This window comes from Pseudomonas mendocina, from assembly GCF_900636545.1.
GTDB lineage: Bacteria > Pseudomonadota > Gammaproteobacteria > Pseudomonadales > Pseudomonadaceae > Aquipseudomonas > Aquipseudomonas mendocina.
In genome coordinates, this window is sequence record NZ_LR134290.1 from 530,329 (window position 1) to 555,259 (window position 24,931).

Below are 24,931 nucleotides of genomic sequence, written 5' to 3' on the forward strand. Positions count from 1 at the left end.
TGCCCGTCAACGTTTGAGGTCGAGGTTGTTCCAGATGGCCAGGCTGGGGCCGGCCAGGTTCATGCTGTAGAAGTGCAGGCCCGGCGCGCCGCCTTGCAGCAGGCGTTCGCACATCTCGGTAATCACCTGCTCGCCGAAGGCGCGAATGCTGTCGCTGTCGTCGCCGTAGGCTTCCAGCTGCTTGCGCACCCAGCGCGGGATCTCGGCACCGCAGGCGTCGGAGAAACGCGCCAGCTTGCTGTAGTTGGTGATCGGCATGATGCCCGGCACCACCGGTATATCCACACCCAGCTTGCGCACGCGCTCGACGAAGTAGAAGTAGCTGTCGGCGTTGAAGAAGTACTGGGTGATGGCGCTGTCGGCACCGGCCTTGGCCTTGCGCACGAAGTTGGCGATGTCGCTCTCGAAGTTGCGTGCCTGCGGATGCATCTCCGGGTAGGCGGCTACCTCGATGTGGAAGTGATCACCGGTTTCGCTGCGGATGAACTCGACCAGCTCGTTGGCGTAGCGCAGCTCGCCGCTCGCCATGCCCATGCCCGAAGGCAGGTCGCCGCGAAGGGCGACGATGCGCTTGATGCCGGCATTCTTGTACAGGTTCAGCAGTTCGCGCAGCTCGGCCTTGCTGTCGCCGACGCAGGACAGGTGCGGTGCGGTGGGCACCTTCACTTCGCCATCGAGTTGCAGCACGGTGTTGAGGGTGCGGTCACGGGTCGAACCGCCAGCGCCATAGGTGCAGGAGAAGAAATCGGGCTTGTAGGTTGCCAGCTGGCGCGCCACGTCCATCAGTTTTTCATGCCCGGCTTCGGTCTTGGTGGGGAAGAACTCGAAGCTGTAGCGGCGTTCTTGAGACATAACAAAATTCCGTAGAGTGGACTGGCCGAAGGTCCAGCCCACCGGGGTTCTTGGCAGGCAGGCCGCGAGGCGGTCTGCCTGCCCTACGCATCAGTAGCGGTAGGTGTCGGGCTTGAACGGGCCTTCGACATTGACGCCGATGTACTCGGCCTGCTGCTTGGTCAGCTGGGTGACCACGCCACCGAAGCCCTTGACCATTTCCAGGGCGACTTCCTCGTCCAGCTTCTTGGGTAGCACTTCGACGGTCAGGCGCTCGGCCTTCTTCTCGGCGGAGAGGTCGGCGAACTTCTGCTCGAACAGGAAGATCTGCGCTAGCACCTGGTTGGCGAAGGAGCCGTCCATGATGCGGCTCGGGTGGCCGGTGGCGTTGCCCAGGTTCACCAGGCGGCCTTCGGCCAGCAGGATCAGGTAGTCGTCGTTGGCCGGATCGAAGCTACCGGCGCCGGTGCGGTGGATCTTGTGCACCTGCGGCTTGACCTCTTCCCACGCCCAGTTCTTGCGCATGAAGGCGGTGTCGATCTCGTTGTCGAAGTGACCGATGTTGCAGACCACGGCGCGCTTCTTCAGGGCCTTGAGCATGCCGGCATCACAGACGTTGGCGTTGCCGGTAGTGGTGACGATCAGGTCGATCTTGCCCAGCAGCGCCTTGTCGATGCAGGCGTCGGTGCCGTCGTTGATGCCGTCGATGTACGGCGAAACCAGCTCGTAGCCGTCCATGCAGGCCTGCATGGCGCAGATCGGGTCGATCTCGGAAACCTTGACGATCATGCCTTCCTGACGCAGGGACGCGGCCGAGCCCTTGCCCACGTCGCCGTAGCCGATGACCAGCGCCTGCTTGCCCGACAGCAGGTGGTCGGTGCCGCGCTTGATGGCGTCGTTGAGGCTGTGGCGGCAGCCGTACTTGTTGTCGTTCTTGCTCTTGGTGACCGCGTCGTTGACGTTGATCGCCGGGACTTTCAGGGTGCCGGCCTTGAGCATGTCGAGCAGGCGGTGCACGCCGGTGGTGGTTTCTTCGGTGATGCCGTGGATGCGCTCGAGCATCTGCGGGTATTTCTTGTGCAGGATCTCGGTCAGGTCACCGCCGTCGTCCAGCACCATGTTGGCGTCCCACGGCTGGCCGTCCTTGAGGATGGTCTGCTCGATGCACCACTCGTACTCCTGCTCGGTTTCGCCCTTCCAGGCGAACACCGGGATGCCGGCGGCGGCGATGGCTGCAGCGGCCTGATCCTGGGTGGAGAAGATGTTGCAGCTCGACCAGCGCACCTCGGCGCCCAGGGCGGTCAGCGTCTCGATCAGTACGCCGGTCTGGATGGTCATGTGGATGCAGCCGAGGATCTTCGCGCCCTTGAGCGGCTGGCTGGCGGCGTATTTGCGGCGCAGGCCCATCAGTGCCGGCATCTCGGATTCGGCGATGGTCAGTTCCTTGCGGCCCCAATCGGCCAGGGAAATATCGGCGACCTTGTAGTCGTTGAAAGCGCTCATTAAAGCTCTCCATTCGTTGTCTGCGAATGGGCGCCGTTGATGCGTTTGGATAACGCCCCGGGCGAGCCTGACAGCCTTTCAGGCTGCTGCAGCGCCCCTCGACCGGGTGGCGGGAGCGACCGGAGCGGTGCCGGTCGCGTTAAACTCGCAGATTATAGCGAGCCAAACGCCCGCGCCCAAGGTTTTCCGTCGCCTGCATGCCGTGTGGTTGGCAGCTGTCGCCGGAGCATTGGCCGGATCGCCGCTCAGATACCCACGTGTGGGTCATGGACCTTGAACTGACGAGCGCACAAGCTGCGTACTTTCTCGAGCAAATTGCGGAGCTTCCATGACCCTCGCCTACTGGTGTGTACTGATCGCCATCCTTCTGCCCTATCTGAGCACAGCCACTGCCAAGTTCCTCGGCCCCGGCTACGGGCCGCGTGCCAACCAGGATCCACGCGCATTCCTGGGCACCCTGGAGGGTTGGCGCAAACGGGCCAATAACGCCCAGCTCAATGGCTTCGAGGTGACGCCTGCGTTCGCTGCTGCGGTGATCATCGCCCACCAGGCTGGTGGCGCCGAGCAGACTCTGCTCGATCAGTTGGCCGTAGCGTTCATCGTCAGTCGCCTGCTGTACTTCGTCTGCTACCTGGCTGATTGGGGGCCGGTACGTTCGCTGGTGTGGTTCGCCGGGATGGGATTGATCGTTGCGCTTTTCGTGGTTTCTGCATAGCCGACCCGTGGTGACTGCAGTGAGTTGAAATGGCGCCGGCTCTGGATGGCTTGCGCTATTTTGGTGCGTTTTCCGTGAGTGATCGGTTTTCCGGGGGGCTGTCGGCTGGCCATGTTCTTGCTAGCCATCGGTCATTGGGCGGGAAGTCCCGCCGACTGCCAGGGAGCCCGCCATGTCCATCACTATCCTCTTCGACCGCATGCTCAGTGCCATCGGCCTGCGTACGCTGAATCAGCAGTTCCTGTTTTCCTATGCACTGATGTTCCTGCTCGCGGTCGTCGCTTCGGTGGCGCTGTACCTGAGCATGTCGGTCTCGCCGGAGACTATCAATGTCGCGGGTGCCCAGCGCATGCTCAGCCAGAAGATGACCAAGGAGGCGCTACTGCTACGCGAGGGCGTACTGCCGGCGGCGACGCTCGAAGCCACCATGACCCAATTCGATGCGGCGCATCGCGATCTGCTCAGCGGCAACCCTGCGCGCAATATCAGCGCCATCGCCGAGCCCAATGTACAGGCGCAGATGAACAAGGTCGGCGGGCTTTGGCAGGGTTTTCGCAGCCAGCTGCAGCGGGTGGTCGCGGGGGATACGGCGGTCGACCTGAAGGCGCTGGAACAGCAGTCGGTCGAGTTGCTGCGCGAGATGAACCAGGCGGTTGGCCTGATGGCCGCGCACGCCGAGGGTAGCCAGCGGCGCCAGATGTGGTTGGCGTTCGGCTGCGTGCTGGGCATTCTGGCGCTGGTGGTGCTGGGGCGCCAGTTCGGTTTGCGGCCGCTGATGCACAATCTCAATGCGGTAGAGGGCGCGCTGACCCGAGTCGGCTCCGGCGATTTCACCCGTGCTTTGGACGGTCAGCACGGCAACAACGAGATCGGCCGCATCTTCGCCGGCTACAACCGCATGCAGGAACAGGTGCGTGGTCTGCTGGCCGAGGTCAAGCGCAGTGGTGAGCGCACTGGCGAGCATGTTGGCAGCGTGGTCGGTGCTGCGCAGTCGGCGGGCGATGGTGTGCGTCGCCAGTACGAGGATCTCGATCAGGTCGCCACTGCGATGAATGAGATGAGCGCCACCGTTGCCGAGGTGGCGCGTCATGCGGCCCACGCCGCGGAATCGGCGCGCAGTGCCGATGACTGCGTGCAGAGCGGCAAGCAGGTGGTGCAACGCAGTGCGGCGCAGATCACCGAGCTGGTGGCGCAACTGCAACGTAGTGGCGAGCAGGTGCAGCGCCTGGAGGCCGAAACCAGTGGCGTGGGCAAGGTGCTCGAGGTCATCACCGGGATTGCCGAACAGACCAACCTGCTGGCGCTCAACGCGGCCATCGAAGCAGCGCGTGCAGGCGAGGCGGGGCGCGGCTTCGCCGTGGTCGCCGATGAGGTGCGCACCCTGGCCAGTCGTACCCAGCAGTCGACTGGCGAAATCCAGGCGATGATCCAGCGGCTCCAGGGCGGTGCGCGCGATGCCGTACTGGCAATGCAGCAAAGCGCGACCCTGGCTGACGGCAACCTGAAACACATCCTCCAGGCCAGCGAGGCGCTGGAGACCATCGTCGGCGCGGTGGACGGGATCAATGCCCTGAACGCGCAGATCGCTACGGCTGCCGAGCAGCAAAGCCAGGTGGCGCAGGAGATCGATCAGCGCGTGACGCACATTTCCAGCCTGGCCGAGCGCAGCCAGGGCGAGACTGAAAGCGTGGTGCAGGTCAGTGCGCAAATCCAGGGCGAGGTCCGGCAGCTCAACAGCCAGTTGGGGCGTTTCCGTACCTGAACCCTGGCTGACCGAGGGGCGCGAAACTGCGCCGTTGTGACAAGAGGTCGCTTGGCCCGGTCGAGTCGAGCCGCGATACTGACGGCCCTTTGTACTGCCGGAAGTCGCTCGATGGCCCTGAAGAAACTCCTCCTGCTCACCTGCGTCTGCGTGACATTGGTCGCGTGTGGCGGGGTCGACCCTGACTCGCCGTTGGGCAAGCGCCAGGCATTGTTCAAGGAGATGTTGAAGGTCAGCGAAGACCTCGGTGGCATGTTGCGCAATCGTATTCCCTACGATGAAGCCGCGTTCATCAGCGGCGCCGCCGAGCTCGACCGCCTGTCGCATGAGCCCTGGCAGCATTTTCCTGCGGTGGCGGATGACGAGCGCAGCAAGGCCAATCCCGAGGTCTGGCAGCGCCAGGAGCAGTTCCAGAAGATGGCGCGTGACCTGGAGCAGGCCACTGCTGCATTGGTGCAGGCAACGACCGCTCCGCCGCTACGCCGCTCCGAGCTGGAGCCTGCCGTGCAGGCCGTCGAGGATAGCTGCGAAGCTTGCCATAAGGCTTTCCGCGCTTACTGATCGGCGCGTGCTTCGGCCTCGGCCTGCTCCAGTTCGGCGCGAGCCTCGGCCAGTCTGGCCTGACGCTTGGCGATCTTCTCCTGATCGCCCTTGCCCATGGCTTCGCGTAGATCCATCTCGCGTTGCTGCACCTCTTCACGCGCTTCCTTGACGCTGGCCAGGCGCTCCTCATGCAGCGATGCGTCATCGCAGTGGGCATCGACGTTGCCCAAAGCTCGCTGTAGCCCGTCCAGTTCTCTTGAGTTGCCGCTCTTCTGCGCGGCCTCGATCTTCTCCTGAAGCACCTGGCGTTTGACGGCACAGCCACCTTCGCCGTCGGCGGCGAGCAGGGCAGTGGCGTTCAGGTTGGCTGCCAGCAGCAGGCCGAGCAAAGCGGTTTGGCGAATCATGATCTTTCCTCTTTAGGTCTCTTTCGAAGTGACCCCCGTGGTAGCGCGAGGTTCGACCGGCTTGAGCGATTGGCTGATCCACATCAGCCTTGTGGTGAATGTTCCCGGGGCTGGAAGCCGGCGATGCCTGCCCGCTGCAGGCGCTCGCCCAGGCGCTGGACTTCGGGGTGGCTGAAGAAGGCCAGCAGGCGCTCTGCGCTCTTCTGGCTCATGCCGGGCTGCTGCATCCACTCGGCGCGATTGCGAGTCAGCAGGGTCGCCCAGTCATCCTCCGCACCGAGCTTCAGGTCGGGCGGTGCGCCGAGCGCCTGCAGCCATTGCTGCAGTGAGCGCTGCTGAGCCTGAGCGAAGGACTGCTGCAACTGCGAGGCGCGCCGTGGACCGATGCCGGGCAGTTGTTGCAGTCGCTGGCTGTCGAACTCCAGCCAATCGAGCAGGCCGTCCAGTTGCTCGCTGGCCAGCAGCGTGCTCCAGGTGCCTGGCCCGATACCGTTCAGGTTCAGACCCTGCTTGCCGGCGAGCCAGTTCAGGCGTGCGAGGAACTGTTGTCGACATTCGGCGCTGAGCCGCCAGCAGCTAAGGGCGTGGTACTGGTCTGGGTCGGGAGCGTGCACCACTGCTCGCTCCGGGCTGCGCCAGATCACCTGGTCGAGACGCGGAATGGTCAGGCCAGCCAGGCGTATCGACACCTGATCGCCCGGGCGTATATCCAGCTTCTCCCAGCTTTGCAGCGAACCGAGGGCAACGCGGCTGATGCGGCGTTCATCGAGATCGACCGGCTGTAGGTGCAGGATCGGCGTGATACGCCCGGTGCGGCCGATGCTGAAGTGCACCGCCTGTACCACGGCCAGTGCCTGGCTGGCTGGGTATTTCCAGGCAATTGCCCAGTGTGGCGCCTCGGCTTGCCAGCGTTCGCCAGAGGGACGCGTGCCCTGGCGGAGTACCACGCCGTCGCTGGCGAATGGCTGCGGCTGATCGAACCAGCGTTGACGCCAGAGGCGAGCTTGGTCCGGGCTTCGAAGCGCCTGGGTGTACTGCAGGCTGTCGCTGAAGCCGAGCCTGTGCAGGGCCTGCAGGCGCTCGGGCATCTGCGCCGGACCGTCCGGCCAGTCCCAGACGAACAGGCCGATGGCGTCGGCCTCGTACTCGTCCAGTGTTTGTCGTGCCATCAGTCCGGCTACCTTGCCCCGCGCACCTGCACCACCGTCACGGCTTTGCACGTGTTCGTCCAGACGCCAGTAAAGCTCGCCCTGCAGTACGGCGTCGAGCGGCTCCGGCAGGCGTGTCGGTACGCCCGGCAGTTGTCGGGCGCGGGCGGTCCAGTCCTGCCCATGGCGCCCGTCGCCACGGCTGACGGCCTGCTGCAGAACGCCGTGGCGATAGACCAGCGTGACGGCGACACCATCGACCTTGGGCTGAATCCACAGGTCGCTGCGGCTGGCGATCCATTCGGCTACCGCCGCATCGTTCAGTTTGCGCAGCCCGGTTTGTGCAACCGGGTGGGCGAGCTTGCCCGTGCTGCCCGCCAGCGGTTCCGGCAGGTTGTCGAGTGCTGTTGGGAAGCACTGGTGCCAGGCCTGCAGGCGCCCGCGTGCCTGATCGTAGATTTCATCGGCGACCAGCGAATGGCCCTGGTTGTGATAGGCGTCGTCCCATTCGGCGATCTGCCGTGAGAGGGCCCCCAGTTCCATGGCTGCACGTGCATCCGCCCAGTTCGGGCAGGGTTCGGCCAGCACGGTCAGCGGCAGCAGTAGCAGCGACATCAGCATGAGTTTCATGACGGAGCTTCCTTGCTCAAGGTACCTGGTCAGCCTAGCAGGCCTGTACCAAGTGTTCGAATTGCGGGCATCAACGACTTCACGTTGCTATTCGCTTTCGCTTGTCGCTATTTGGGGTGGGTGATAGATTGCCGCGCCTTTTTCCACCCCCAACAAATGGATTTGCCCGGCGGGGGCGCATGGACAGCCGGGCCTCAAACCCATAGAGGTCTTCACAATGCGTATTGCGTCTATTGCCTGCTTCGCCGCTCTGGCCTTCGCTTGCCTTTCTTCCCATGCCGCCGAGGTCGCCTCGCTCCAGGACAAATGCCAGCAGCAGCTGGCTGCCAATCAGGACGGTCTGGCCCAGCTCAAGCAACTGGCGCAACTGGCAGGTAACGACAAGGCCAATGAAACCCTGGCTTCGCTCGATGTCGGTTGTGAGCGTCTGGCTGCCGAGGCTGATACGTCCACTCAGGCTGCTACACCCGACCAGCTGAGCGCTACCAAGGATGCGCTCAAGGGTCTGAGCTCGATGTTCGGCAAATAAGCCCTCAGGCACGAAAAAGCCCCGCCAGAGCGATCTGGCGGGGCTTTTTGTTGGCCGTGGCTTACAGGCCGGCAGCGGCGCGCAGGTCGGCAGCCTTGTCGGTGCGTTCCCAGGTGAAGGTGGTGAAGCTGTCGTTGCCGACGGTCTTGGACTGCGGCGTGCGGCCGAAGTGGCCGTAGGCAGCGGTGTCCTGATACATCGGGTGCAGCAGGTCGAGCATGCGGGTGATGGCATAAGGACGCAGGTCGAACACTTCGCGCACCAGCTGGATGATCTTCTCTTCGGCGATCTTGTGGGTGCCGAAGGTGTTGATCGAGATGGAGGTCGGCTGGGCCACGCCGATGGCGTAGGACACCTGGATCTCGCAGCGCTCGGCCAGGCCGGCGGCGACGATGTTCTTGGCCACGTAGCGGCCGGCGTAGGCGGCCGAGCGGTCGACCTTGGACGGGTCCTTGCCGGAGAAGGCGCCGCCGCCGTGACGGGCCATGCCGCCGTAGCTATCGACGATGATCTTGCGTCCGGTCAGGCCGCAGTCACCCACCGGGCCGCCGATGATGAACTGGCCGGTCGGGTTGATGTGGAACTGGGTGTCCTTGTGCAGCAGTTCGGCCGGCAGCACGTGCTTGACGATCAGCTCCATCACGCCGTCGCGCAGGTCGTCGTATTTCACTTCCGGGTTGTGCTGGGTAGACAGCACGACCGCGTCGATGGCGGCGACCTTGCCGTTTTCGTAGCGGCAGGTGACCTGGGATTTGGCATCCGGGCGCAGCCACGGCAGCAGGCCGGACTTGCGCGCTTCCGCCTGGCGCTCGACCAGACGGTGCGACAGCACGATGGGGGCAGGCATCAGCACGTCGGTTTCGTTGCTGGCGTAACCGAACATCAGGCCCTGGTCGCCAGCGCCCTGATCTTCCGGCTTGGCGCGGTCGACGCCCTGGTTGATGTCCGGGGACTGCTTGCCAATGATGTTGAGTACGCCGCAGGTGGCGCCGTCGAAGCCGACGTCGCTGCTGGTGTAGCCGATATCGCAAATCACGTCGCGGACGATCTGCTCCAGGTCGACCCAGGCGCTGGTGGTGACTTCACCGGCAACGATGGCTACGCCCGTCTTGACCAGGGTTTCCACAGCCACGCGGGCGTGCTTGTCCTGGGCGATGATGGCGTCGAGCACCGCATCGGAGATCTGATCGGCGATCTTGTCCGGATGCCCCTCGGACACGGACTCGGAGGTAAACAGGGAATATTCGCTCATCTATCGGTTCCTTTCTTGCCGGAGGCTGAAGGCGCTGTGCGCATCGGGTTTGGCAAAGTGCCGTAATTGAATCTGAAAGCCGTTTTTCAGGCCAATGTAGAGGCTTTCGCCGGGCGTCAGGCCGGCGGCCGTTGCCCAGCGCGCCAGGTCGTCCTGTTCGAAGCCGAGCCACAGGTCGCCACAGGCTTCGCGGGCCCAGCTCTGGTCGTGGCTGCACAGTTCGCTGAGCAGCAGACTGCCACCTGGGGCGACCAGCCCAGCCAGCTTGCGGAAGGCCTCGGCCGGCGTGGCGAAGTGGTGCAGCACCATGTTCAGCACCACGCAGTCAGCGGGCCGTTGCTCGTCCTGCAGCGCATCGGCCAGCTTCAGCTCGACGTTGTGCAGACCGATGGCAGCGCAACGCTGGCTGGCCAGTTCGAGCATAGCCGGGCTGTTGTCCAGTGCCGTGACCTGGGCGAAACGACGCGCCAGCTCGGGTAGGAAGGCGCCGTCACCCGGGCCGATTTCCAGCGCTGTAGCGCCAGGCGCGAAATGCAGCGCGTCGAGCAGGGCCAGCAGGCTGTCGCGATACTGAGGCAGGCCGGCGATCAGGTCCTGCTGCGCCTGGAAACTGCTGGCCATGCGTGCGAAGAAGTCGCGGCTGACGGTGGCGCGCTGCTGATGCACGGTGGCGATGCGCGCCTGCACGTCGTCGGGCAGCGGCAGTTCGTCGATATCGTCCAGCAAGGCAGCATGCAGACGGCCATTGGGCAGTGCGCGGCGGTAGAAGATCGCGTTTCCTTCGCGGCGCGTGGCGACCAGCCCGGCCTGGGCCAGGACCTTGAGGTGATGGCTCATGCCCGATTGGCCGATGGCGAAAATCTGCGCCAGTTCCAGCACGCCGAACGAATCGTTGCTCAGCGCGCGCAGCACATTCAGCCGCAGCGGGTCGCCGCCGGCCTTGCACAGGGCGGCGAGCTCGTCGCAGGGGTCGAAGTGCAGCTGGGATGCGCGCAGAGTCATGGTGGCGCAGTCTAGTCGGTCAATTTTCATACAGCAACAGCAATATCAAAAAGTTTTGATATTGCTGTTGCTGTTGCTGTTGCTGTTGCTGTTGCTGTTGCTGTCAGTCTGGTGTCTGGCTAAGTTCCAGGAACGCCGCAGGCGCCGGGCTCAGGCTGGCGCCGAGGCGCCACAGCACGTGCAGGTCGCGTTCGATTTGCAGATCTTGCACGGGCAGGTGATGCAGTTCGCCGCTGGCCAGTTCGCGCTCCACCACGCGTTGCGACAGCCAGGCGATGCCCTGACCGTCGGCGAGCAGGCGCTTGAGGGTCTCGGTGCTGCCGATGGCCATGCCAGCGTGCGGTTCCAGGCCATGGGCCCGGTAGGCCTGCTCGATACTGACGCGTGCGCCGGAGCCAGGCTCGCGCATGTACAGCGGATAGTCCTGCAGCCTTTCGGCCTTCAGAGCGGCGCTGCTGGCCAGGGGGTGGCGAGGCGATACCACGGGTAGCAGGGCGTCACGTGCCAGCAGGCGATGTGCATAGTCGCCCTGCGCGAAAGAGCCTTCGACGAAGCCTAGGCTGATGCGACCCTCATCCAGTTGCCGGGTCACCACATCGGTATTGCTCACTTCCAGGCTGACGAAAATGTGCGGGTGCATGGCGCGGAAGCGGATGAGCAGTGGCGGCAGCAGGTATGAACCGAGCGTGGCGCTGGCGCCCAGGTGCAGTTCGCCCTGCTCGAGTTGGGCGAAATCTCGCAGATCGCGTTCGGCCGCGCGCTCCAGGTTGAAGATGCGTTGGGCATAGTCCAGCAGGCGCAGGCCGCCTTCGGTCAGCTGTACACCGCGTGGCAGGCGGTCGAACAGGCGTAGGTCGAGGCTGGCTTCAAGATCGCGTATTTCGCGCGTCACCGCCGGCTGGCTGATATGCAGACGTTCTGCACCGGCGCTGATGCTGCCGGCTTCGGCGACCGCGAGAAAGACCTTGAGGTGATGCAGGTTCATGGCTTAGGCATAAATGAAAGGCATGCAGTGGATGCTGAATATGTATTTTTCATATGGCAAGCCAATTCTTAATCTGGCGTCGTCACTCATGTCACGGGACCACCCGACTCATGCTGCGCCCTTTCAGTCGTTTACCCGAGCCCCTGGCTGTCATACGTCATTTCATCCCTGGCTGGTTCGCCATGACCATGGGCACCGGCGTACTGGCGCTGGTGATCGCTCATCTGCCCTGGAGCATGCCGGGGCTGTCGCCGCTTGCCGAAGGGCTCTGGTTCGTTGCAGTCGGCCTGTTCGCCCTGTTCAGCATTCTGTTTCTGCTGCGCCTGATGCTGTTTCGCGAAACTGTCTGGCCGATGCTGCTGCATCCGGTGCAGTCGATGTTTCTCGGCGCCATTCCCATGGGCCTGGCGGTACTGATCAAGGGGCTGCTGCTGTTCGGCGTGCCGCGCTGGGGCGAGGGCGTCTATGCGCTGGCGCATCTGTTGTGGTGGCTGGATGCTGCACTGGCCTTGCTTGGCGCGCTGTTGGTGCCCTACCTGATGTTCACCCGCCAGCATCATGCGCTGGAAAAGCTCACCGCAGTCTGGCTGCTACCTATCGTCGCACCTGAGGTCGCTGCCAGCACGGCAGGAGCGTTGGCCCCGCACCTCGGTGCTGTGGCTGCGCAGCAGCTGTTGGTGGCTGGCTTCATACTCTGGGGTTTGTCGCTGTCACTGGCGTTCTCGCTGATCACCCTGGTGCTGCTGCGCCTGGCCCTGCACAAACTGCCGGATACCGATTTTGCCGCCACCAGTTGGTTGCCGCTGGGGCCTTTGGCCACCGGATGCCTCGGTCTGCTGAGCATGGGGCAGGCCGCGCCGCTGGCTTTCGCGGGCACGCCCCTGGCGAGCGCTGCCGAGCTGGCGCGTGACCTTGGCCTGATCGGCGGCCTGGCGCTGTGGGGCGCGGGGCTGTGGTGGCTGGTGATCGCCACCCTGTTCACCCGCCACTACATCCGCGACAACATCCCGTTCAATCTCGGCTGGTGGGGCTTCACCTTTCCCCTGGGGGTGTTCGCCCTGGCCACTTTTGAGCTGCAGGCGGTGACCGGGCTGAGCTTCTTCACTTTCGTCGGCCTGGTGCTGGCGGTGCAACTGGCGGCGGTGTGGTCGCTGGTGTTCAGTCGCACCCTCGCCGGTATCTGGCACGGTGAGCTGTTTCGGGCGCCCTGCCTGGGTGGGCCGGGCAGCCCGGCAGTGACTGTTCTCAGCGAGCAAGCCGGCTGATTTGGTCTCTACGACCATCTGTCATTGCCCCGCGGGGTCAGGCTGGGCGAAAATGGACGCCTTTTTTCGCCCCCTTCATTCAGAAGCAGCCCCCGTAGGAGATTCAGCGATGCCCAGCCGTCGTGAGCGAGCCAATGCCATTCGTGCCCTCAGCATGGATGCTGTGCAGAAAGCCAACAGCGGCCACCCCGGTGCCCCCATGGGTATGGCGGACATCGCCGAAGTGCTGTGGCGCGATTACCTGAAGCACAACCCGCAGAACCCGAACTTCGCTGATCGTGACCGCTTCGTGCTGTCCAACGGTCACGGTTCGATGCTGATCTATTCGCTGCTGCACCTGACCGGCTATGACCTGTCGATCGACGATCTGAAGAACTTCCGTCAACTGCACAGCAAGACCCCGGGTCACCCGGAATACGGCTACACCCCGGGCGTGGAAACCACCACCGGCCCGCTCGGCCAGGGCATCGCCAACGCCGTCGGTTTCGCCATTGCCGAGAAGGTACTGGGCGCGCAGTTCAACCGTGAAGGCCACGATATCGTCGACCACAACACTTACGTGTTCCTCGGCGACGGCTGCATGATGGAAGGCATCAGCCATGAAGTCTGCTCGCTGGCTGGTACCCTCGGCCTGGGCAAGCTGATCGCCTTTTACGACGACAACGGCATCTCCATCGACGGCGAGGTCGAAGGCTGGTTCACCGACGATACGCCGAAGCGTTTCGAAGCCTATGGTTGGCAGGTGATCCGCAATGTCGACGGCCATGATGCCGAAGAGATCAAGATGGCCATCGAGACCGCGCGCAAGAGCGTGGACCAGCCGACTCTGATCTGCTGCAAGACCACCATCGGTTTCGGTTCGCCGAACAAGCAGGGCAAGGAAGAGTGCCACGGCGCGCCGCTGGGCAACGACGAGATCGCTCTGACCCGCGCTGCCCTGGGCTGGAACCACGGTCCGTTCGAAATCCCGGCTGATATCTATGCCGAGTGGGACGCCAAGGAAGCAGGCGCTGCCGCCGAAGCCGCCTGGAACGAAAAATTCGCCGCCTACGCGGCTGCCTTCCCCGAGCTGGCTGCCGAGTTCAAGCGCCGCATCGCTGGCGAGCTGCCGGCCGACTTCGCCGAGAAGGCCGCTGCCTACGTGCGTGAAGTGGCGGAGAAGGGTGAAACCATCGCCAGTCGCAAGGCTAGCCAGAATGCGCTGAACGCCTTCGGCCCGCTGCTGCCGGAGTTCCTCGGTGGCTCCGCCGACCTGGCCGGTTCCAACCTGACCCTGTGGAAAGGCTGCAAGGGCGTATCTGCCGACGACGCATCCGGCAACTACATGTTCTACGGCGTGCGCGAGTTCGGCATGAGCGCGATCATGAACGGCATCGCGCTGCATGGCGGTTTCGTACCGTACGGTGCGACCTTCCTGATCTTCATGGAATACGCGCGCAACGCGGTGCGCATGTCCGCACTGATGAAAAAGCGCGTCCTGTACGTGTTCACCCACGATTCCATCGGCCTCGGCGAAGACGGCCCGACCCACCAGCCAATCGAGCAACTGGCCAGCCTGCGTGGTACGCCAAACCTCGACACCTGGCGTCCAGCCGATGCGGTTGAGTCCGCCGTGGCCTGGAAATACGCCATCGAGCGCGCCGACGGTCCGAGTGCCCTGGTATTCAGCCGCCAGAACCTGCCGCACCAGCAGCGCGATACCCAGCAACTGGCGGATGTCGCCCGTGGTGGTTACGTGCTCAAGGACAGCGCCGGTGAGCCGGAGCTGATCCTCATCGCCACCGGCTCGGAAGTCGGCCTGGCCGTGGCTGCCTACGACAAGCTGACCGCAGCCGGCCGTAAGGTGCGCGTAGTGTCGATGCCGTCGACCAGCGTGTTCGACCAGCAGGACGCCGCTTACAAACAGGCCGTGTTGCCGTTGGAAGTGGGCGCGCGTATCGCCATCGAAGCCGCGCATGCCGACTTCTGGTACAAGTACGTCGGCCTGGAAGGGCGCATCATCGGCATGACTACCTTCGGTGAGTCGGCCCCGGCGGCTGCGCTGTTCGAAGAATTCGGCTTCACTGTCGACAACGTCGTCGGCACCGCCGAAGAACTGCTGGACGCCTGATGCTTCGGCCCCCCCTCCTCCGCGAACGGGGGAGGGCGCCGAACTGCGAACCTGCGAGACACCATGTCCAATCGCCCCTTTCGTGTCGCCCTCAACGGCTATGGCCGTATTGGCCGTTGCGTGCTGCGCGCGTTGCATGAGCGTGGCAACTCGTCGAGCCTGGAAATCGTCGCGCTCAACGACCTGGCCGACCAGGCCAGCGTCGAATACCTGACCCGCTTCGACTCTACCCACGGCCGTTTCCCCGGTGAGGTGAAGGTCGATGGCGACTGCCTGCACATCAATGGCGACTGCGTGAAGGTGTTGCGTCAAAGCGAGCCGGAGGCCATCGACTGGGCGGCGCTGGATATCGACCTGCTGCTCGAATGCTCCGGGCAGTACACCACGCGCGCCGATGCCGAGCGTTTTCTCGATGCCGGCGCGCCGCGCGTGTTGCTGTCGCAGCCGATGGCGAGCGAGACGGATATCGACGCCACCGTTGTCTTTGGCGTCAATCAGCAGTGCCTGAGCGGTGCCGAGCGCCTGGTGTCGAATGCGTCCTGTACCACCAACTGCGGTGTGCCGCTGTTGAAACTTCTCGACGAGGTGGTGGGTCTGGAGTACGTCTCCATTACCACCATCCACTCGGCGATGAATGACCAGCCCGTGATCGATGCCTATCACCACGAAGACCTGCGCCGCACGCGCTCGGCCTTCCAGTCGGTGATTCCGGTGTCCACCGGCCTGGCCCGTGGTATCGAGCGTTTGCTGCCGGAGCTGGCCGGGCGCATCCAGGCCAAGGCCATCCGCGTGCCGACGGTGAACGTCTCCTGCCTGGACATCACCCTGCAGACCGCACGCGACACCTCGGCAGAAGAGATCAACCGCGTGCTGCGCCTGGCAGCGGAAAGCGGCCCGCTCAAGGGGCAGCTGGCCTACACCGAATTGCCGCATGCCAGCTGCGACTTCAACCACGACCCGCACTCGGCCATCGTCGACGGCAGCCAGACCCGCGTGTCCGGCCCGCGTCTGGTCAACCTGCTGGCCTGGTTCGACAACGAGTGGGGCTTCGCCAACCGTATGCTCGATGTCGCCGAACATTTTCTCGCTGTATCCACTTCCCCCGTACAACCAGCCCCCGTGAAGGACTGATCCATGACCGTTCTGAAGATGACCGACCTCGACCTCAACGGTAAGCGCGTGCTGATCCGCGAAGACCTCAACGTCCCGGTGAAGGACGGTGTGGTCAAGAGCGACGCGCGTATCCTCGCCTCGCTGCCGACCATCAAGCTGGCGCTGGAAAAAGGCGCGGCCGTACTGGTTTGCTCGCACCTCGGGCGCCCGGAAGAGGGTGTCTACAGCGAAGAAGACAGCCTGGCACCGGTGGCTGCCTACCTGAGCAAGGCGCTCGGCCGTGAGGTGCCGCTGGTCAAGGACTACCTCGGTGGCGTCGAGGTCAAGGCCGGCGAACTGGTGCTGCTGGAGAACGTGCGCTTCAACAAGGGCGAGAAGAAGAACACCGACGAGCTGGCTCAGCAGTATGCTGCCCTGTGCGACGTGTTCGTCATGGACGCCTTCGGTACTGCCCACCGTGCCCAGGGCTCGACCCATGGCGTGGCCAAGTTCGCCAAGGTCGCCTGCGCAGGTCCCTTGCTGGCTGCCGAGCTGGATGCTTTGGGCAAGGCCCTGGACAAACCGGCGCGGCCGATGCTGGCCATCGTCGCCGGCTCCAAGGTGTCGACCAAGCTCGACGTGCTCAACTCCCTGGCCGACATCTGCGACTCGCTGATCGTCGGTGGCGGCATCGCCAACACCTTCCTCGCCGCAGCCGGCCTGCCGGTGGGCAAGTCGCTGTACGAGGCCGATCTGGTCGACACCGCCAAGGCCATCGCAGCCAAGGTCAGCGTGCCGCTGCCGGTCGACGTGGTGGTGGCCAAGGCCTTCGCCGAAGACGCCGAGGCTACCGTCAAGTCGGTCAAGGACGTCGCCGAGGACGACATGATCCTCGACATCGGCCCGCAGACCGCCAGGCAGTTCGCCGAGATGCTCAAGGCCTCGCAGACCATCCTGTGGAACGGTCCGGTCGGTGTGTTCGAGTTCGACCAGTTCGGCAATGGCACCAAGGCCCTGGCCCAGGCCATCGCCGAAAGCCCGGCGTTCTCCATCGCTGGTGGTGGCGATACGCTGGCGGCCATCGACAAGTACGGCGTGGCCGAGAAGATTTCCTACATCTCCACGGGTGGCGGTGCCTTCCTCGAGTTCGTCGAGGGCAAGGTATTGCCGGCCGTGGAAGTGCTGGAGCAGCGCGCACAATAAAGGCGAGCTAGGGTGATGGGTGTCACCCTGCGCCCCGGCTGATTAAACCCTGACGCGAACGGGTGGTCTGTAGAAAACCGGATCATCGTACAAGGAGTCGTGTCATGGACAAGTTAGCCGCATTGAGCGTGATTGGTATGTTGCTGGCCGGTTGTGCCAGCGGTGGTCGGGATGCGGCCTGCGAGGTCTTCAGCCCTGCGCAGATCGAAACCCCGACCACTCAGGATGATCAGCGTGTCGAGGAAAGTACTGGCCAGCCTACTGGCCCGGCGCCGGAACAGCGTTGCTGACGAGGAGAGGCAATTGAGCGGGATCAAACTGGCGGGGCTCGCTGCCATCGCCCTGCTGCTGGCAGCCTGCAGCAGCCAGCCGGCCGCGCCGGATCAGTGGAATCGCTGGGTGTGCGACAGCCAGGCCGAAGTCCAGTGGCGCTTCGCCAATGGCAGCTTCGACCAGGTGGACGTGCGCCTGGGTGGTGATGACATTGTCTATCGCTTGACGCAGGAACCGGCCGCGTCCGGTGCGCTGTACAGCGATGGACGCCTGTCCTTTCACACCAAGGGAGAGGAAGGGCTGGTCTACTGGACGGCCACCGATGACCTGATAGGCCGCGGCTGCAAGGCTCCGTAACATCCTCGGTGATGCCGAGGAGGGAGCGGCGGGCATGTCCCAGCTTCACGAAACTTGAACAACGCCTGCCCCTGCGGCAGGCTTGCACGATTAACGACCTCCAAACCGGGAGACAGAAACACCATGGCACTTATCAGCATGCGCCAGATGCTCGACCACGCCGCCGAATTCGGCTACGGCGTGCCGGCCTTCAACGTCAACAACCTCGAGCAGATGCGCGCCATCATGGAAGCCGCCGACAAGACCGATTCGCCGGTCATCGTCCAGGCCTCCGCTGGTGCCCGCAAGTACGCCGGTGCGCCGTTCCTGCGCCACCTGATCCTGGCTGCCATCGAAGAATTCCCGCACATCCCGGTGTGCATGCACCAGGATCACGGCACCAGCCCTGACGTGTGCCAGCGTTCCATCCAGCTGGGTTTTTCCTCGGTGATGATGGACGGCTCGCTGAAGGAAGACGGCAAGACCCCGGCCGACTACGACTACAACGTCCGCGTGACCCAGCAGACCGTGGCGTTCGCCCATGCCTGCGGCGTGTCCGTGGAAGGCGAGCTGGGTTGCCTGGGCAGCCTGGAAACCGGTATGGCCGGTGAAGAAGACGGCGTCGGCGCCGAAGGCGTACTGGATCACAGCCAACTGCTGACTGATCCGGAAGAGGCTGCCGACTTCGTCAAAAAGACCCAGGTCGACGCCCTGGCCATCGCCATTGGCACCAGCCACGGCGCCTACAAGTTCACCAAGCCGCCAACCGGTGACGTGCTCTCCATTGAGCGCATCAAGGAAATTCACAAGCGCATCCCCAACACTCACCTGGTGATGCACGGTTCTTCCTCCGTTCCGCAGGAATGGTTGAAGGTGATCAACGAATTCGGCGGCGACATCAAGGAAACCTATGGTGTGCCGGTCGAGGAAATCGTCGAGGGCATCAAGCACGGCGTGCGTAAGGTCAATATCGACACCGACCTGCGCCTGGCTTCCACCGGCGCGATCCGCCGCATGATGGCCGAGCACCCGAGCGAGTTCGACCCGCGCAAGTTCTTCGCCAAGACCATCGTCGCCATGCGTGACATCTGCATCGCCCGCTACGAAGCCTTCGGCACCGCAGGCAACGCCTCCAAGATCAAGCCGATCTCCCTGGAAGGTATGTACCAGCGCTATGCCAGCGGCGAGCTGAACGCCAAGGTCAACTGATCCGACGCGGGCCAAGGCCCGCTTGGACCAGCCGAAAGCCGCGACTGCGCAAGCGTCGCGGTTTTTTCATGCCTGCCGTTCAGGTCTCAGGGCGCTGTGCTGAGCAATGCGCGATGCTCGATGTTCAACTGGTCGAAGCGTGCGGCGCCGGCTTCGGTTTCGTAGCCGGTGTTGTCCTGTGTGTAGACGCCAGCCTTGAAGTACAGCGCTTTGGTCGCCCAGGATGAGTCGAGGCGGGTGCTCCAGTTGTTCCTGTCGAGCTGGATCGCCAGGGTGCCGTCGTGCTTGAGGTTGATCACATAGCTGAACGCCTGATCGAGCGCGATGCCGCTGGCCACGGTGACCGTCTGAATTTCCGCATCCGGCGTCATGCGGATCTTAGCGACGATATTGCCGTTGGCGGTCTTGGTCTTGTACTGGTACTCCAGCTTGAGCAGCGGCATCGAGCTTTTGTGAGCGTGGATCTGGCCGATGACGATCTTGCCGGTCGAGGGTACCTGGCTGACGCTCAGCCTGGCGCTCAGCACGTGATCGGCGCCCGGGTAGGTCCAGTTGCGCAGGCTGCCATCGGCGTAGGTCTCGCGCAGCTCGCTGCGCGGATAGGTGGCGCTTTCGGTGGTGGTGCCGTTGACCGGTGACCAGAAGAAGATGGCGCCATCCCTGGACTGGAAATAATGATCCTGGTAACCACCGGCCAGCACACGGGTCTCGATGGTGGTCGCAGGGACGCCGACTGGAATGCTGAGATTCCACATGGCAAGTTCGATCATGTTCAAAGCTCCTGAAAGACGGAAACTTCAGTCGAGGACACATCTCATCCAGGAGTCAGTAACGGCTTACTTGGCGTTCCGGCCGGTGACGCGCGAGCTAGAAGGGTGGCAGGGCTGCCGGTCACGAGCAGCGAGTGTGCTCGTGGCGCGCTTTATAGCGGCATCCGGGGTAAAAGCGTGATAGCCGTCTGTCGGTTTGTTGGCGCCAATATAAAGTCATTATCATTGGCGCTTTCGGTCCGCGGTAAAGCCCGACGAAAGCGAGGGGTGTCGGCGACATTCGGCACAGGTAAAACCCTGTAAAACACCCAGGGCATGACGGCCGGTGGGGTACGCCATAATTCGTGCACTGTCGTTCCGGGAACTCTCTCCATGTCCAGTAAGCCGCGCCTGTTGCTCGCTTTCGTCCTCGCCGTGTTGCTGGCCTCGCTGCTTGCCTCGATCTTCCAGACCCAGACCAACCTCGCCGCCCTGCAAGCCCTGGGGGCTCCGGTGCCAATGGAGGTGCGCGTTGGCACCACCTGCCTCGACCTGCTCGGTTTTGCCCCAACCTTCATCCTGCTCAGTGCGCTGGGCTTTCTCGTCGCCCTGCCGATGGCCGCCTGGTTCGCCCGGCGCATGCCGACCCTGCGCTGGCTGATCTTCGTGCTGGCTGGCGCGATGGCCATCTGGTCGGCTCTGGCCTTGGCCAACGCCGTAGCGCCGATGCCGACGCTGATCGCCGCTGATCGCAGCCCGTTCGGTACGCTTGGACTGATGGCCTGCGGCAGTGTCGGCGCGCTGCTGTTCGGCCTGCTGGGCCGACGCGTGCGCTATCGGACGCAGCCGACCTCTTCCGACTCTCTGTGACAAGGCGTTGCCCATGTTGAGAAGTACCCGCGCGCTATTGTTCGGCGCCCTGCTGGTCAGTACGCCCTTGCAGGCGCTGGATTACCGCATCGAAACCTTCAGCGAAGGCCTGGAGAACCCCTGGGCGATGGCCTTCCTGCCGGATGGCCGCCTGCTGGTCACCGAGCGGGTCGGGCGCCTGCGCATCGTCGAAGCCGATGGCAGTGTCGACCCCCAGCCCGTCGCGGGCCTGCCCGAGGCTTTCATCGCGGCCCAGGCCGGGCTGATGGAAGTGGCGCTGGACCCGGACTACAGCGACAACCGCTGGCTGTACCTGAGCTACGCGCACGGCTCGCTGGAGGCCAACAACACGCGGCTGGCGCGTGCTCGCCTGGTGGACGACGAGCTGCATGACTTCGAAGTGCTGTTTACCGCTCAGCCGCTCAAGGCCGGCGCTGCACACTATGGCGGGCGTATCGCCTTCCTGGCCGACAAGACCCTGGTGCTGACGCTAGGCGACGGCTTCGACTGGCGTGAGGAGGCGCAGAATCCGGCCAATCACCTGGGCAAGATCGTACGTCTGAACCGCGACGGCAGCGTGCCGCAGGACAACCCGCTGGTTGAGCAGGATGGGGCCGCGCCGGAGATCTACAGCCTCGGTCACCGCAACGTTCAGGGCATCTTCTTCGACGCCGAGCACAATCGCCTCTACAGCCACGAGCACGGACCGCGCGGGGGCGACGAGCTCAACCTGATTGAGCCCGGCAACAACTACGGCTGGCCGCTGGCGACCTTCGGCATCGACTACACCGGCGCGCGGGTCAGCCCCTACACCGAGTTGCCGGGGCTGATCTCGCCGCTGCTGCACTGGACGCCTTCAGTCGCGCCGTCGAGCCTGACGCTGTATCGCGGTGAGCTGTTCCCCGATTGGAAGGGTGACCTGTTCGCCGCCACCCTGGCCGAACGCAGCGTACGCCGTATCCGAGTGCGCGACGGCATGCTGGCCGGCGAGGAAATTCTCTTCGAGGAGCTGGACGAGCGTATTCGCGATGTGCGAGGCGGGCCGGATGGCGCGCTCTATCTGCTCACCGATAACCCAGAGGGGCGTCTGTTGCGTGTGGTTCCCAGCGAGTGAGGCGCCATCCGGTACACTGACGGTCCAGATGAAAGCGGGATCGTATCGTTGAAGTATCTACAGGGTTATCCGGTTACCGTGCAGCAGCAGGTCCGCCAGCTGATCGCCGATGATCGGCTGGGTGACTACCTGGCGCAGCGTTATCCGGGGCGACACGAAGTGCAGAGTGACAAGGCGCTGTACGGCTACGTGATGGCACTCAAGCAGGAGCACCTGAAGAACGCGCCGGCTATCGACAAGGTGCTCTACGACAATCGCCTCGACCTCACCCATCGCGCCCTGGGCCTGCACACGGCGATCTCGCGGGTGCAGGGTGGCAAGCTCAAGGCCAAGAAGGAGATTCGCGTCGCCTCGCTGTTTCGCGATGCCGCGCCAGCCTTTCTGGAGATGATCGTGGTGCACGAGTTGGCGCACCTTAAGGAGGCCGAGCACAACAAGGCCTTCTACAAGCTTTGCGATCATATGCTGCCAGGCTACGTGCAGATCGAGTTCGACCTGCGCATGTTCCTGACCTGGCGCGAGATGACGGGCTCGGCCTGATAGCCTGCAGGATCAGCGGTACGACACGATCCGTAGGGGACGCTATGCGCACCACGGACATCGTCTTTCGCGCGCACAGCGCACCCTATAGGCTCAGCCGTGCAGGCGCACGTTGAGCTGGTCGACCACCGGCGCCCAGTCGGCGTCTTCGAGAATTTCCTCACGCAGCAGCGCGGCCTGAGCTGGCGTCCAGAACGGCGCATCGGACAGTTTGCAGGCATCAGGCAGCGGCGAATGGGTGCTGATGAAGGCGTTGATGCTGTCGGCATCGTCGGGCAAGCCGAGTTGCTTGAACAGCGCGGGCAGGCTGTGGACGGGCTTTTCCATGATGGGGGCTCCAAACGAGAGGTTCATCTTTAATTACCCAACCCAGGCGCAGATAGTTCCGCTCAAGGGCACCTCTAAAAACTACCTCGGCTTTGGCTTCCTGCGTCGCTTTACCTCCTGCATCCATGCAGTCGTCGCCTACGTTTCTAGAGGCGCCCTCAATCGACCGTCAATACCTCGAAGGCTTGCAGCCGCTGGCCCATCGGCAGGTTGATTTCGTCGCCGGGATGCTTGCCGAGCAGCAGGCGTCCCAGCGGTGCAGCATTGCCCAGTACCTGGATGCTCTGCCCAGCATGCTGCAGTTTCATGCTGGCGCCTTGCGGGCCGAGGAACAGCCACTGCTCGTGACCGTCTTCGCTGGCCAGCAGGATCAGCGCGCCCAGTTCGATGCCTTGCGCCGCGTCGAATGGCCGCGGGCGCAACTGGCGCCAGGTGATCAGGGTCTGGCGCAACTCTTCGACTCGGCGCGCCTGCCCGCTGGCCAGGTAGGCGGCCTCCAGGCCCAGGGTGTCGTACTTGTTCTCGGCGACGTTCTCCTCATGGGTGGCCGCTTCATGGGCGGTGAGGGCGGCGAGGCTGGCCTGCTCGAGGTCGGCCTGCAGATGGGTGAGCACGTCTTGCAGCAGCAGATTCTTGTCCATGGAGCGTTATCGGTTCGGGTGAGGCGATGGGCCATGCCCATTTTCAAGGATTCTGGGTAGCCAGCTGCACGCGGTTGCGGCCTTCGGCCTTGGCTCGGTACATGGCCGCGTCGGCCAGGCGAATCAGCGTGGTGGCATCATCGCCGCCGCGTGTCAGGGCGATGCCGATGCTGGCACCGACGCGCACGGCACGATCTTCCAGATACATCGGCGTGTCCAGCCCTTCCAGCAGGCGCTTGGCCAGGTCCTGGGCATCCTCAGCCGACTGTACGTTCTCGCAGATCACCACGAACTCGTCACCGCCCAGGCGCGCGGGCAGGTCGGCGTCGCGAATGTACTGGCGCAAGCGTCCGGCGATTTCCGCCAGCACCTGGTCGCCAAATCCGTGCCCGTGCTGATCGTTGATCGGCTTGAAACCATCGAGGTCGATCAGCATCACGGCCAGCAATTCGTCGCGACGCAGGCTGCGTGCCAGGGCCTGATCCAGATGTTGCTGCAGTGCGGTGCGATTGGCCAGGCCGGTCAGCGGGTCCTGCAGCGCCAGTTCGCTGAGACGCTGATTGGCCTGCTCCAGCGCCAGGGTGCGTTCGGTGACCCGCTTGGCGAGCACCTGCTCATTGAGTTGCAGCGCCGCCTCGCGCTGGCGCTTGAGTTCATTGAAGCGCGCGGCCAGGGCGAAGGACAGCAGGATCATCTCCAGCCCCGAGCCGATCTGCATGGCGTACAGGGTGAGAAAGTTCGACGGAATCAGGGCGAAGTTGCGCAGTGCCAGCAGCACAGCGCCCGTCAGCAGCATCAGCCAGGCCAGGGCGAACAGGCGCGCACCGGGCACCCGATAGCCGACGCAGACGAAGCTGGTGACCAGCAGCGTCAGGGTGGCGATCAGGCCGGTCATCGACATCAGCTGCAGCGCGTGCTGCACCGGCAGCAGCACCGTGGCTAATACAGCGCCGCCGATGGCGATGCACAGCACCAGCAGGCCCCTGTCCCAGCGCGGCAGCCACTGGCGGGTGTCGAGAAAGCTGCGGGCGAAAATCACCGACAGCAGGGCCGCCGACGTCAGGCTGACCGGCAGCATGCGGTTGCTCCAGGGCGCCGCCTCGGACCACAGATACTGCGCGCCAAGACCGTTGAGCGACAGCACGCTGAGGGCGAAGGCGCACATGAACAACACGTAGTTGAGGAAGGGCCGTTCGCGCAGGGCGAGAAACAGCAACAGGTTGTACAGACCTAGCGCGATCAGGACGCCAAAGTAGATGGCGTGTACCAGATAGCCATTCTGGCTGTGCTGCTCGAAATCGCGCAGCGACATCAGTGCGCCGCTGAGGGTCATGCTGCCCCGCGAATCGACGCGTAGGTACAGCGTGCGCTGTTCGCCAGGTTGCAGAGTGATCTCGAATACCGGATAGCGATGACCAACGGCGCGCTCGGCGTAGGGCACGGTATCGCCACTGCGCGACTCGCGCACGCTGTCGGCGCCGATGTCGTAGAGGCGTACTTCATCCAGCGACGCGTAGTTCAGTTCCAGGCGCCAGGTACGTGCTTGCTGGGCCTCCGATTGCAGGGGCAGGCGCAGCCAGATCACCCCCGGCACATAGCCGAAGCTCAGATCGCGGCGCTTCAGTGAGGGCTCAAATGGCGCATCGGCGGCGCGGACGTCGTCCAGGCTCAGGGTGCCCTGTGGGTCGGCGAGAAAATCCACCAGGCCGTAAAGATCCTGCGGCGCACTGGTGTCGTCCAGGTGCGTGGCGGCCAGGGAGAGCTGGCTGGCCAGCAGCAGGCAGCACACCAGCAGCAGACCCGGCAACGAGACCGGGAAGGCAGGGGCGGCGTGTCGGTTGGCTGGCATGGGCAAGGCCTGGGAAATAGGCGTCGTCAGATAGTGGCAGAAAGCC

Annotated in this window: 25 protein-coding genes and 1 riboswitch; of the genes, 14 read left to right on the forward strand and 11 right to left on the reverse strand. The window is 63.9% G+C overall.

The annotated features are described in order from the left end of the window. Positions 1-6: 6 nt before the first annotated feature. Both metF and ahcY read right to left on the reverse strand, forming a co-directional pair. The gene (gene metF / locus EL191_RS02470) at positions 7-852 is read right to left on the reverse strand and encodes a methylenetetrahydrofolate reductase [NAD(P)H] (protein ID WP_017360584.1); all 846 of its coding nucleotides are present in this window, start codon (positions 850-852) and stop codon (positions 7-9) included. A gap of 90 nt (positions 853-942) precedes the next feature. After that, on the reverse strand, positions 943-2,334 hold the full coding sequence (gene ahcY / locus EL191_RS02475) for an adenosylhomocysteinase (RefSeq protein ID WP_041976230.1): 1,392 nt from the start codon (positions 2,332-2,334) through the stop codon (positions 943-945). Between the two features lie 21 nt (positions 2,335-2,355). Then, positions 2,356-2,440, reverse strand: a riboswitch (S-adenosyl-L-homocysteine riboswitch). Between the two features lie 222 nt (positions 2,441-2,662). Here ahcY and EL191_RS02480 point away from each other — a divergent pair. The 3 genes from EL191_RS02480 (at position 2,663) to EL191_RS02490 (ending at position 5,372) form a co-directional block, all read left to right on the forward strand. Further along, complete coding sequence (locus tag EL191_RS02480) at positions 2,663-3,049, forward strand: MAPEG family protein (protein WP_041976233.1); 387 nt, start codon at positions 2,663-2,665, stop codon at positions 3,047-3,049. A 172-nt stretch (positions 3,050-3,221) separates the two neighbouring features. Next, complete coding sequence (locus EL191_RS02485) at positions 3,222-4,811, forward strand: methyl-accepting chemotaxis protein (RefSeq protein ID WP_041976235.1); 1,590 nt, start codon at positions 3,222-3,224, stop codon at positions 4,809-4,811. A gap of 111 nt (positions 4,812-4,922) precedes the next feature. Continuing rightward, on the forward strand, positions 4,923-5,372 hold the full coding sequence (locus tag EL191_RS02490; RefSeq protein WP_017360581.1) for a c-type cytochrome: 450 nt from the start codon (positions 4,923-4,925) through the stop codon (positions 5,370-5,372). On the opposite strand, the gene EL191_RS02495 is transcribed toward EL191_RS02490, so the two are convergent. Together EL191_RS02495 and ligB are read right to left on the reverse strand one after the other, a co-directional pair. Then, positions 5,366-5,761 (reverse strand): DUF1090 domain-containing protein, encoded by a 396-nt coding sequence (locus tag EL191_RS02495; protein ID WP_013713634.1) that lies wholly within the window; start codon positions 5,759-5,761, stop codon positions 5,366-5,368. The genes EL191_RS02490 and EL191_RS02495 overlap by 7 nt on opposite strands. Positions 5,762-5,844: 83 nt before the next feature. Continuing rightward, positions 5,845-7,539, reverse strand: coding sequence for an NAD-dependent DNA ligase LigB (gene ligB / locus EL191_RS02500; RefSeq protein ID WP_041976238.1), 1,695 nt, complete (start codon positions 7,537-7,539; stop codon positions 5,845-5,847). 217 nt (positions 7,540-7,756) lie between these two features. Between ligB and EL191_RS02505 the strand changes: the two genes are divergently transcribed. Next, entirely contained in the window at positions 7,757-8,068 is a 312-nt protein-coding gene (locus EL191_RS02505) for a hypothetical protein (protein ID WP_041976241.1), read from the forward strand. A 61-nt stretch (positions 8,069-8,129) separates the two neighbouring features. On the opposite strand, the gene metK is transcribed toward EL191_RS02505, so the two are convergent. From metK to EL191_RS02520, 3 genes are all read right to left on the reverse strand, one after another. Then, positions 8,130-9,320 carry a methionine adenosyltransferase gene (gene metK, locus EL191_RS02510; RefSeq protein WP_013713637.1) on the reverse strand — a complete coding sequence of 397 codons (1,191 nt, stop codon included), beginning with the start codon at positions 9,318-9,320 and terminating at the stop codon, positions 8,130-8,132. Next, positions 9,321-10,322 carry an ArsR/SmtB family transcription factor gene (locus tag EL191_RS02515; RefSeq protein ID WP_041976243.1) on the reverse strand — a complete coding sequence of 334 codons (1,002 nt, stop codon included), beginning with the start codon at positions 10,320-10,322 and terminating at the stop codon, positions 9,321-9,323. 103 nt (positions 10,323-10,425) lie between these two features. Then, positions 10,426-11,307: a LysR family transcriptional regulator gene (locus EL191_RS02520; protein ID WP_013713639.1), complete on the reverse strand. Its 882-nt coding sequence runs from the start codon at positions 11,305-11,307 to the stop codon at positions 10,426-10,428. Between the two features lie 110 nt (positions 11,308-11,417). Between EL191_RS02520 and EL191_RS02525 the strand changes: the two genes are divergently transcribed. From EL191_RS02525 to fba, 7 genes are all read left to right on the forward strand, one after another. Then, a complete protein-coding gene (locus EL191_RS02525) occupies positions 11,418-12,572 on the forward strand; it encodes a TDT family transporter (RefSeq protein ID WP_041976245.1) in 1,155 nt (384 codons plus the stop codon). A 109-nt stretch (positions 12,573-12,681) separates the two neighbouring features. Beyond that, entirely contained in the window at positions 12,682-14,682 is a 2,001-nt protein-coding gene (gene tkt / locus EL191_RS02530) for a transketolase (protein ID WP_041976247.1), read from the forward strand. A gap of 63 nt (positions 14,683-14,745) precedes the next feature. Continuing rightward, complete coding sequence (epd, locus tag EL191_RS02535; RefSeq protein ID WP_041976250.1) at positions 14,746-15,813, forward strand: erythrose-4-phosphate dehydrogenase; 1,068 nt, start codon at positions 14,746-14,748, stop codon at positions 15,811-15,813. 3 nt (positions 15,814-15,816) lie between these two features. After that, positions 15,817-16,977: a phosphoglycerate kinase gene (locus EL191_RS02540; protein ID WP_041976253.1), complete on the forward strand. Its 1,161-nt coding sequence runs from the start codon at positions 15,817-15,819 to the stop codon at positions 16,975-16,977. Between the two features lie 104 nt (positions 16,978-17,081). Then, entirely contained in the window at positions 17,082-17,267 is a 186-nt protein-coding gene (locus EL191_RS02545; RefSeq protein ID WP_041976255.1) for a hypothetical protein, read from the forward strand. Between the two features lie 13 nt (positions 17,268-17,280). Then, the gene (locus tag EL191_RS02550; RefSeq protein ID WP_013713645.1) at positions 17,281-17,607 is read left to right on the forward strand and encodes an MliC family protein; all 327 of its coding nucleotides are present in this window, start codon (positions 17,281-17,283) and stop codon (positions 17,605-17,607) included. A 123-nt stretch (positions 17,608-17,730) separates the two neighbouring features. Further along, the gene (gene fba, locus EL191_RS02555) at positions 17,731-18,795 is read left to right on the forward strand and encodes a class II fructose-bisphosphate aldolase (protein ID WP_003458863.1); all 1,065 of its coding nucleotides are present in this window, start codon (positions 17,731-17,733) and stop codon (positions 18,793-18,795) included. Positions 18,796-18,881: 86 nt separating this feature from the next. Here fba and EL191_RS02560 read toward each other — a convergent pair whose 3' ends face one another. Further along, positions 18,882-19,565: a polysaccharide lyase family 7 protein gene (locus tag EL191_RS02560; RefSeq protein WP_017360574.1), complete on the reverse strand. Its 684-nt coding sequence runs from the start codon at positions 19,563-19,565 to the stop codon at positions 18,882-18,884. Between the two features lie 372 nt (positions 19,566-19,937). Here EL191_RS02560 and EL191_RS24460 point away from each other — a divergent pair, with 372 nt between their 5' ends. From EL191_RS24460 to EL191_RS02575, 3 genes are read left to right on the forward strand one after another with little or no spacing between them, the layout of a single operon-like run. Continuing rightward, positions 19,938-20,414 (forward strand): hypothetical protein, encoded by a 477-nt coding sequence (locus EL191_RS24460; protein WP_017360573.1) that lies wholly within the window; start codon positions 19,938-19,940, stop codon positions 20,412-20,414. Between the two features lie 13 nt (positions 20,415-20,427). Continuing rightward, a complete protein-coding gene (locus EL191_RS02570; protein WP_041976258.1) occupies positions 20,428-21,528 on the forward strand; it encodes a PQQ-dependent sugar dehydrogenase in 1,101 nt (366 codons plus the stop codon). Between the two features lie 48 nt (positions 21,529-21,576). Next, positions 21,577-22,068: a YgjP-like metallopeptidase domain-containing protein gene (locus EL191_RS02575; protein ID WP_041976260.1), complete on the forward strand. Its 492-nt coding sequence runs from the start codon at positions 21,577-21,579 to the stop codon at positions 22,066-22,068. 93 nt (positions 22,069-22,161) lie between these two features. On the opposite strand, the gene EL191_RS02580 is transcribed toward EL191_RS02575, so the two are convergent. From EL191_RS02580 to EL191_RS02590, 3 genes are all read right to left on the reverse strand, one after another. Beyond that, a complete protein-coding gene (locus EL191_RS02580; RefSeq protein ID WP_013713650.1) occupies positions 22,162-22,395 on the reverse strand; it encodes a DUF2789 domain-containing protein in 234 nt (77 codons plus the stop codon). 158 nt (positions 22,396-22,553) lie between these two features. Next, positions 22,554-23,036: a GreA/GreB family elongation factor gene (locus tag EL191_RS02585; RefSeq protein WP_013713651.1), complete on the reverse strand. Its 483-nt coding sequence runs from the start codon at positions 23,034-23,036 to the stop codon at positions 22,554-22,556. Positions 23,037-23,079: 43 nt separating this feature from the next. Continuing rightward, positions 23,080-24,885, reverse strand: a complete 1,806-nt coding sequence (locus EL191_RS02590) for a diguanylate cyclase (protein WP_041976262.1) — start codon at positions 24,883-24,885, stop codon at positions 23,080-23,082. Between the last annotated feature and the right edge of the window lie 46 nt (positions 24,886-24,931).

Excerpts from the sequence above, each read along its gene's own strand:
- metF (WP_017360584.1), bottom strand. The coding sequence starts at position 852 with ATGTCTCAAGAACGCCGCTACAGCTTCGAGTTCTTCCCCACCAAGACC.
- ahcY (WP_041976230.1), bottom strand. The coding sequence starts at position 2,334 with ATGAGCGCTTTCAACGACTACAAGGTCGCCGATATTTCCCTGGCCGAT.
- EL191_RS02480 (WP_041976233.1), top strand. The coding sequence starts at position 2,663 with ATGACCCTCGCCTACTGGTGTGTACTGATCGCCATCCTTCTGCCCTAT.
- EL191_RS02485 (WP_041976235.1), top strand. The coding sequence starts at position 3,222 with ATGTCCATCACTATCCTCTTCGACCGCATGCTCAGTGCCATCGGCCTG.
- EL191_RS02490 (WP_017360581.1), top strand. The coding sequence starts at position 4,923 with ATGGCCCTGAAGAAACTCCTCCTGCTCACCTGCGTCTGCGTGACATTG.
- EL191_RS02495 (WP_013713634.1), bottom strand. The coding sequence starts at position 5,761 with ATGATTCGCCAAACCGCTTTGCTCGGCCTGCTGCTGGCAGCCAACCTG.
- ligB (WP_041976238.1), bottom strand. The coding sequence starts at position 7,539 with ATGAAACTCATGCTGATGTCGCTGCTACTGCTGCCGCTGACCGTGCTG.
- EL191_RS02505 (WP_041976241.1), top strand. The coding sequence starts at position 7,757 with ATGCGTATTGCGTCTATTGCCTGCTTCGCCGCTCTGGCCTTCGCTTGC.
- metK (WP_013713637.1), bottom strand. The coding sequence starts at position 9,320 with ATGAGCGAATATTCCCTGTTTACCTCCGAGTCCGTGTCCGAGGGGCAT.
- EL191_RS02515 (WP_041976243.1), bottom strand. The coding sequence starts at position 10,322 with ATGACTCTGCGCGCATCCCAGCTGCACTTCGACCCCTGCGACGAGCTC.
- EL191_RS02520 (WP_013713639.1), bottom strand. The coding sequence starts at position 11,307 with ATGAACCTGCATCACCTCAAGGTCTTTCTCGCGGTCGCCGAAGCCGGC.
- EL191_RS02525 (WP_041976245.1), top strand. The coding sequence starts at position 11,418 with ATGCTGCGCCCTTTCAGTCGTTTACCCGAGCCCCTGGCTGTCATACGT.
- tkt (WP_041976247.1), top strand. The coding sequence starts at position 12,682 with ATGCCCAGCCGTCGTGAGCGAGCCAATGCCATTCGTGCCCTCAGCATG.
- epd (WP_041976250.1), top strand. The coding sequence starts at position 14,746 with ATGTCCAATCGCCCCTTTCGTGTCGCCCTCAACGGCTATGGCCGTATT.
- EL191_RS02540 (WP_041976253.1), top strand. The coding sequence starts at position 15,817 with ATGACCGTTCTGAAGATGACCGACCTCGACCTCAACGGTAAGCGCGTG.
- EL191_RS02545 (WP_041976255.1), top strand. The coding sequence starts at position 17,082 with ATGGACAAGTTAGCCGCATTGAGCGTGATTGGTATGTTGCTGGCCGGT.
- fba (WP_003458863.1), top strand. The coding sequence starts at position 17,731 with ATGGCACTTATCAGCATGCGCCAGATGCTCGACCACGCCGCCGAATTC.
- EL191_RS02560 (WP_017360574.1), bottom strand. The coding sequence starts at position 19,565 with ATGATCGAACTTGCCATGTGGAATCTCAGCATTCCAGTCGGCGTCCCT.
- EL191_RS24460 (WP_017360573.1), top strand. The coding sequence starts at position 19,938 with ATGTCCAGTAAGCCGCGCCTGTTGCTCGCTTTCGTCCTCGCCGTGTTG.
- EL191_RS02570 (WP_041976258.1), top strand. The coding sequence starts at position 20,428 with ATGTTGAGAAGTACCCGCGCGCTATTGTTCGGCGCCCTGCTGGTCAGT.
- EL191_RS02580 (WP_013713650.1), bottom strand. The coding sequence starts at position 22,395 with ATGGAAAAGCCCGTCCACAGCCTGCCCGCGCTGTTCAAGCAACTCGGC.
- EL191_RS02585 (WP_013713651.1), bottom strand. The coding sequence starts at position 23,036 with ATGGACAAGAATCTGCTGCTGCAAGACGTGCTCACCCATCTGCAGGCC.
- EL191_RS02590 (WP_041976262.1), bottom strand. The coding sequence starts at position 24,885 with ATGCCAGCCAACCGACACGCCGCCCCTGCCTTCCCGGTCTCGTTGCCG.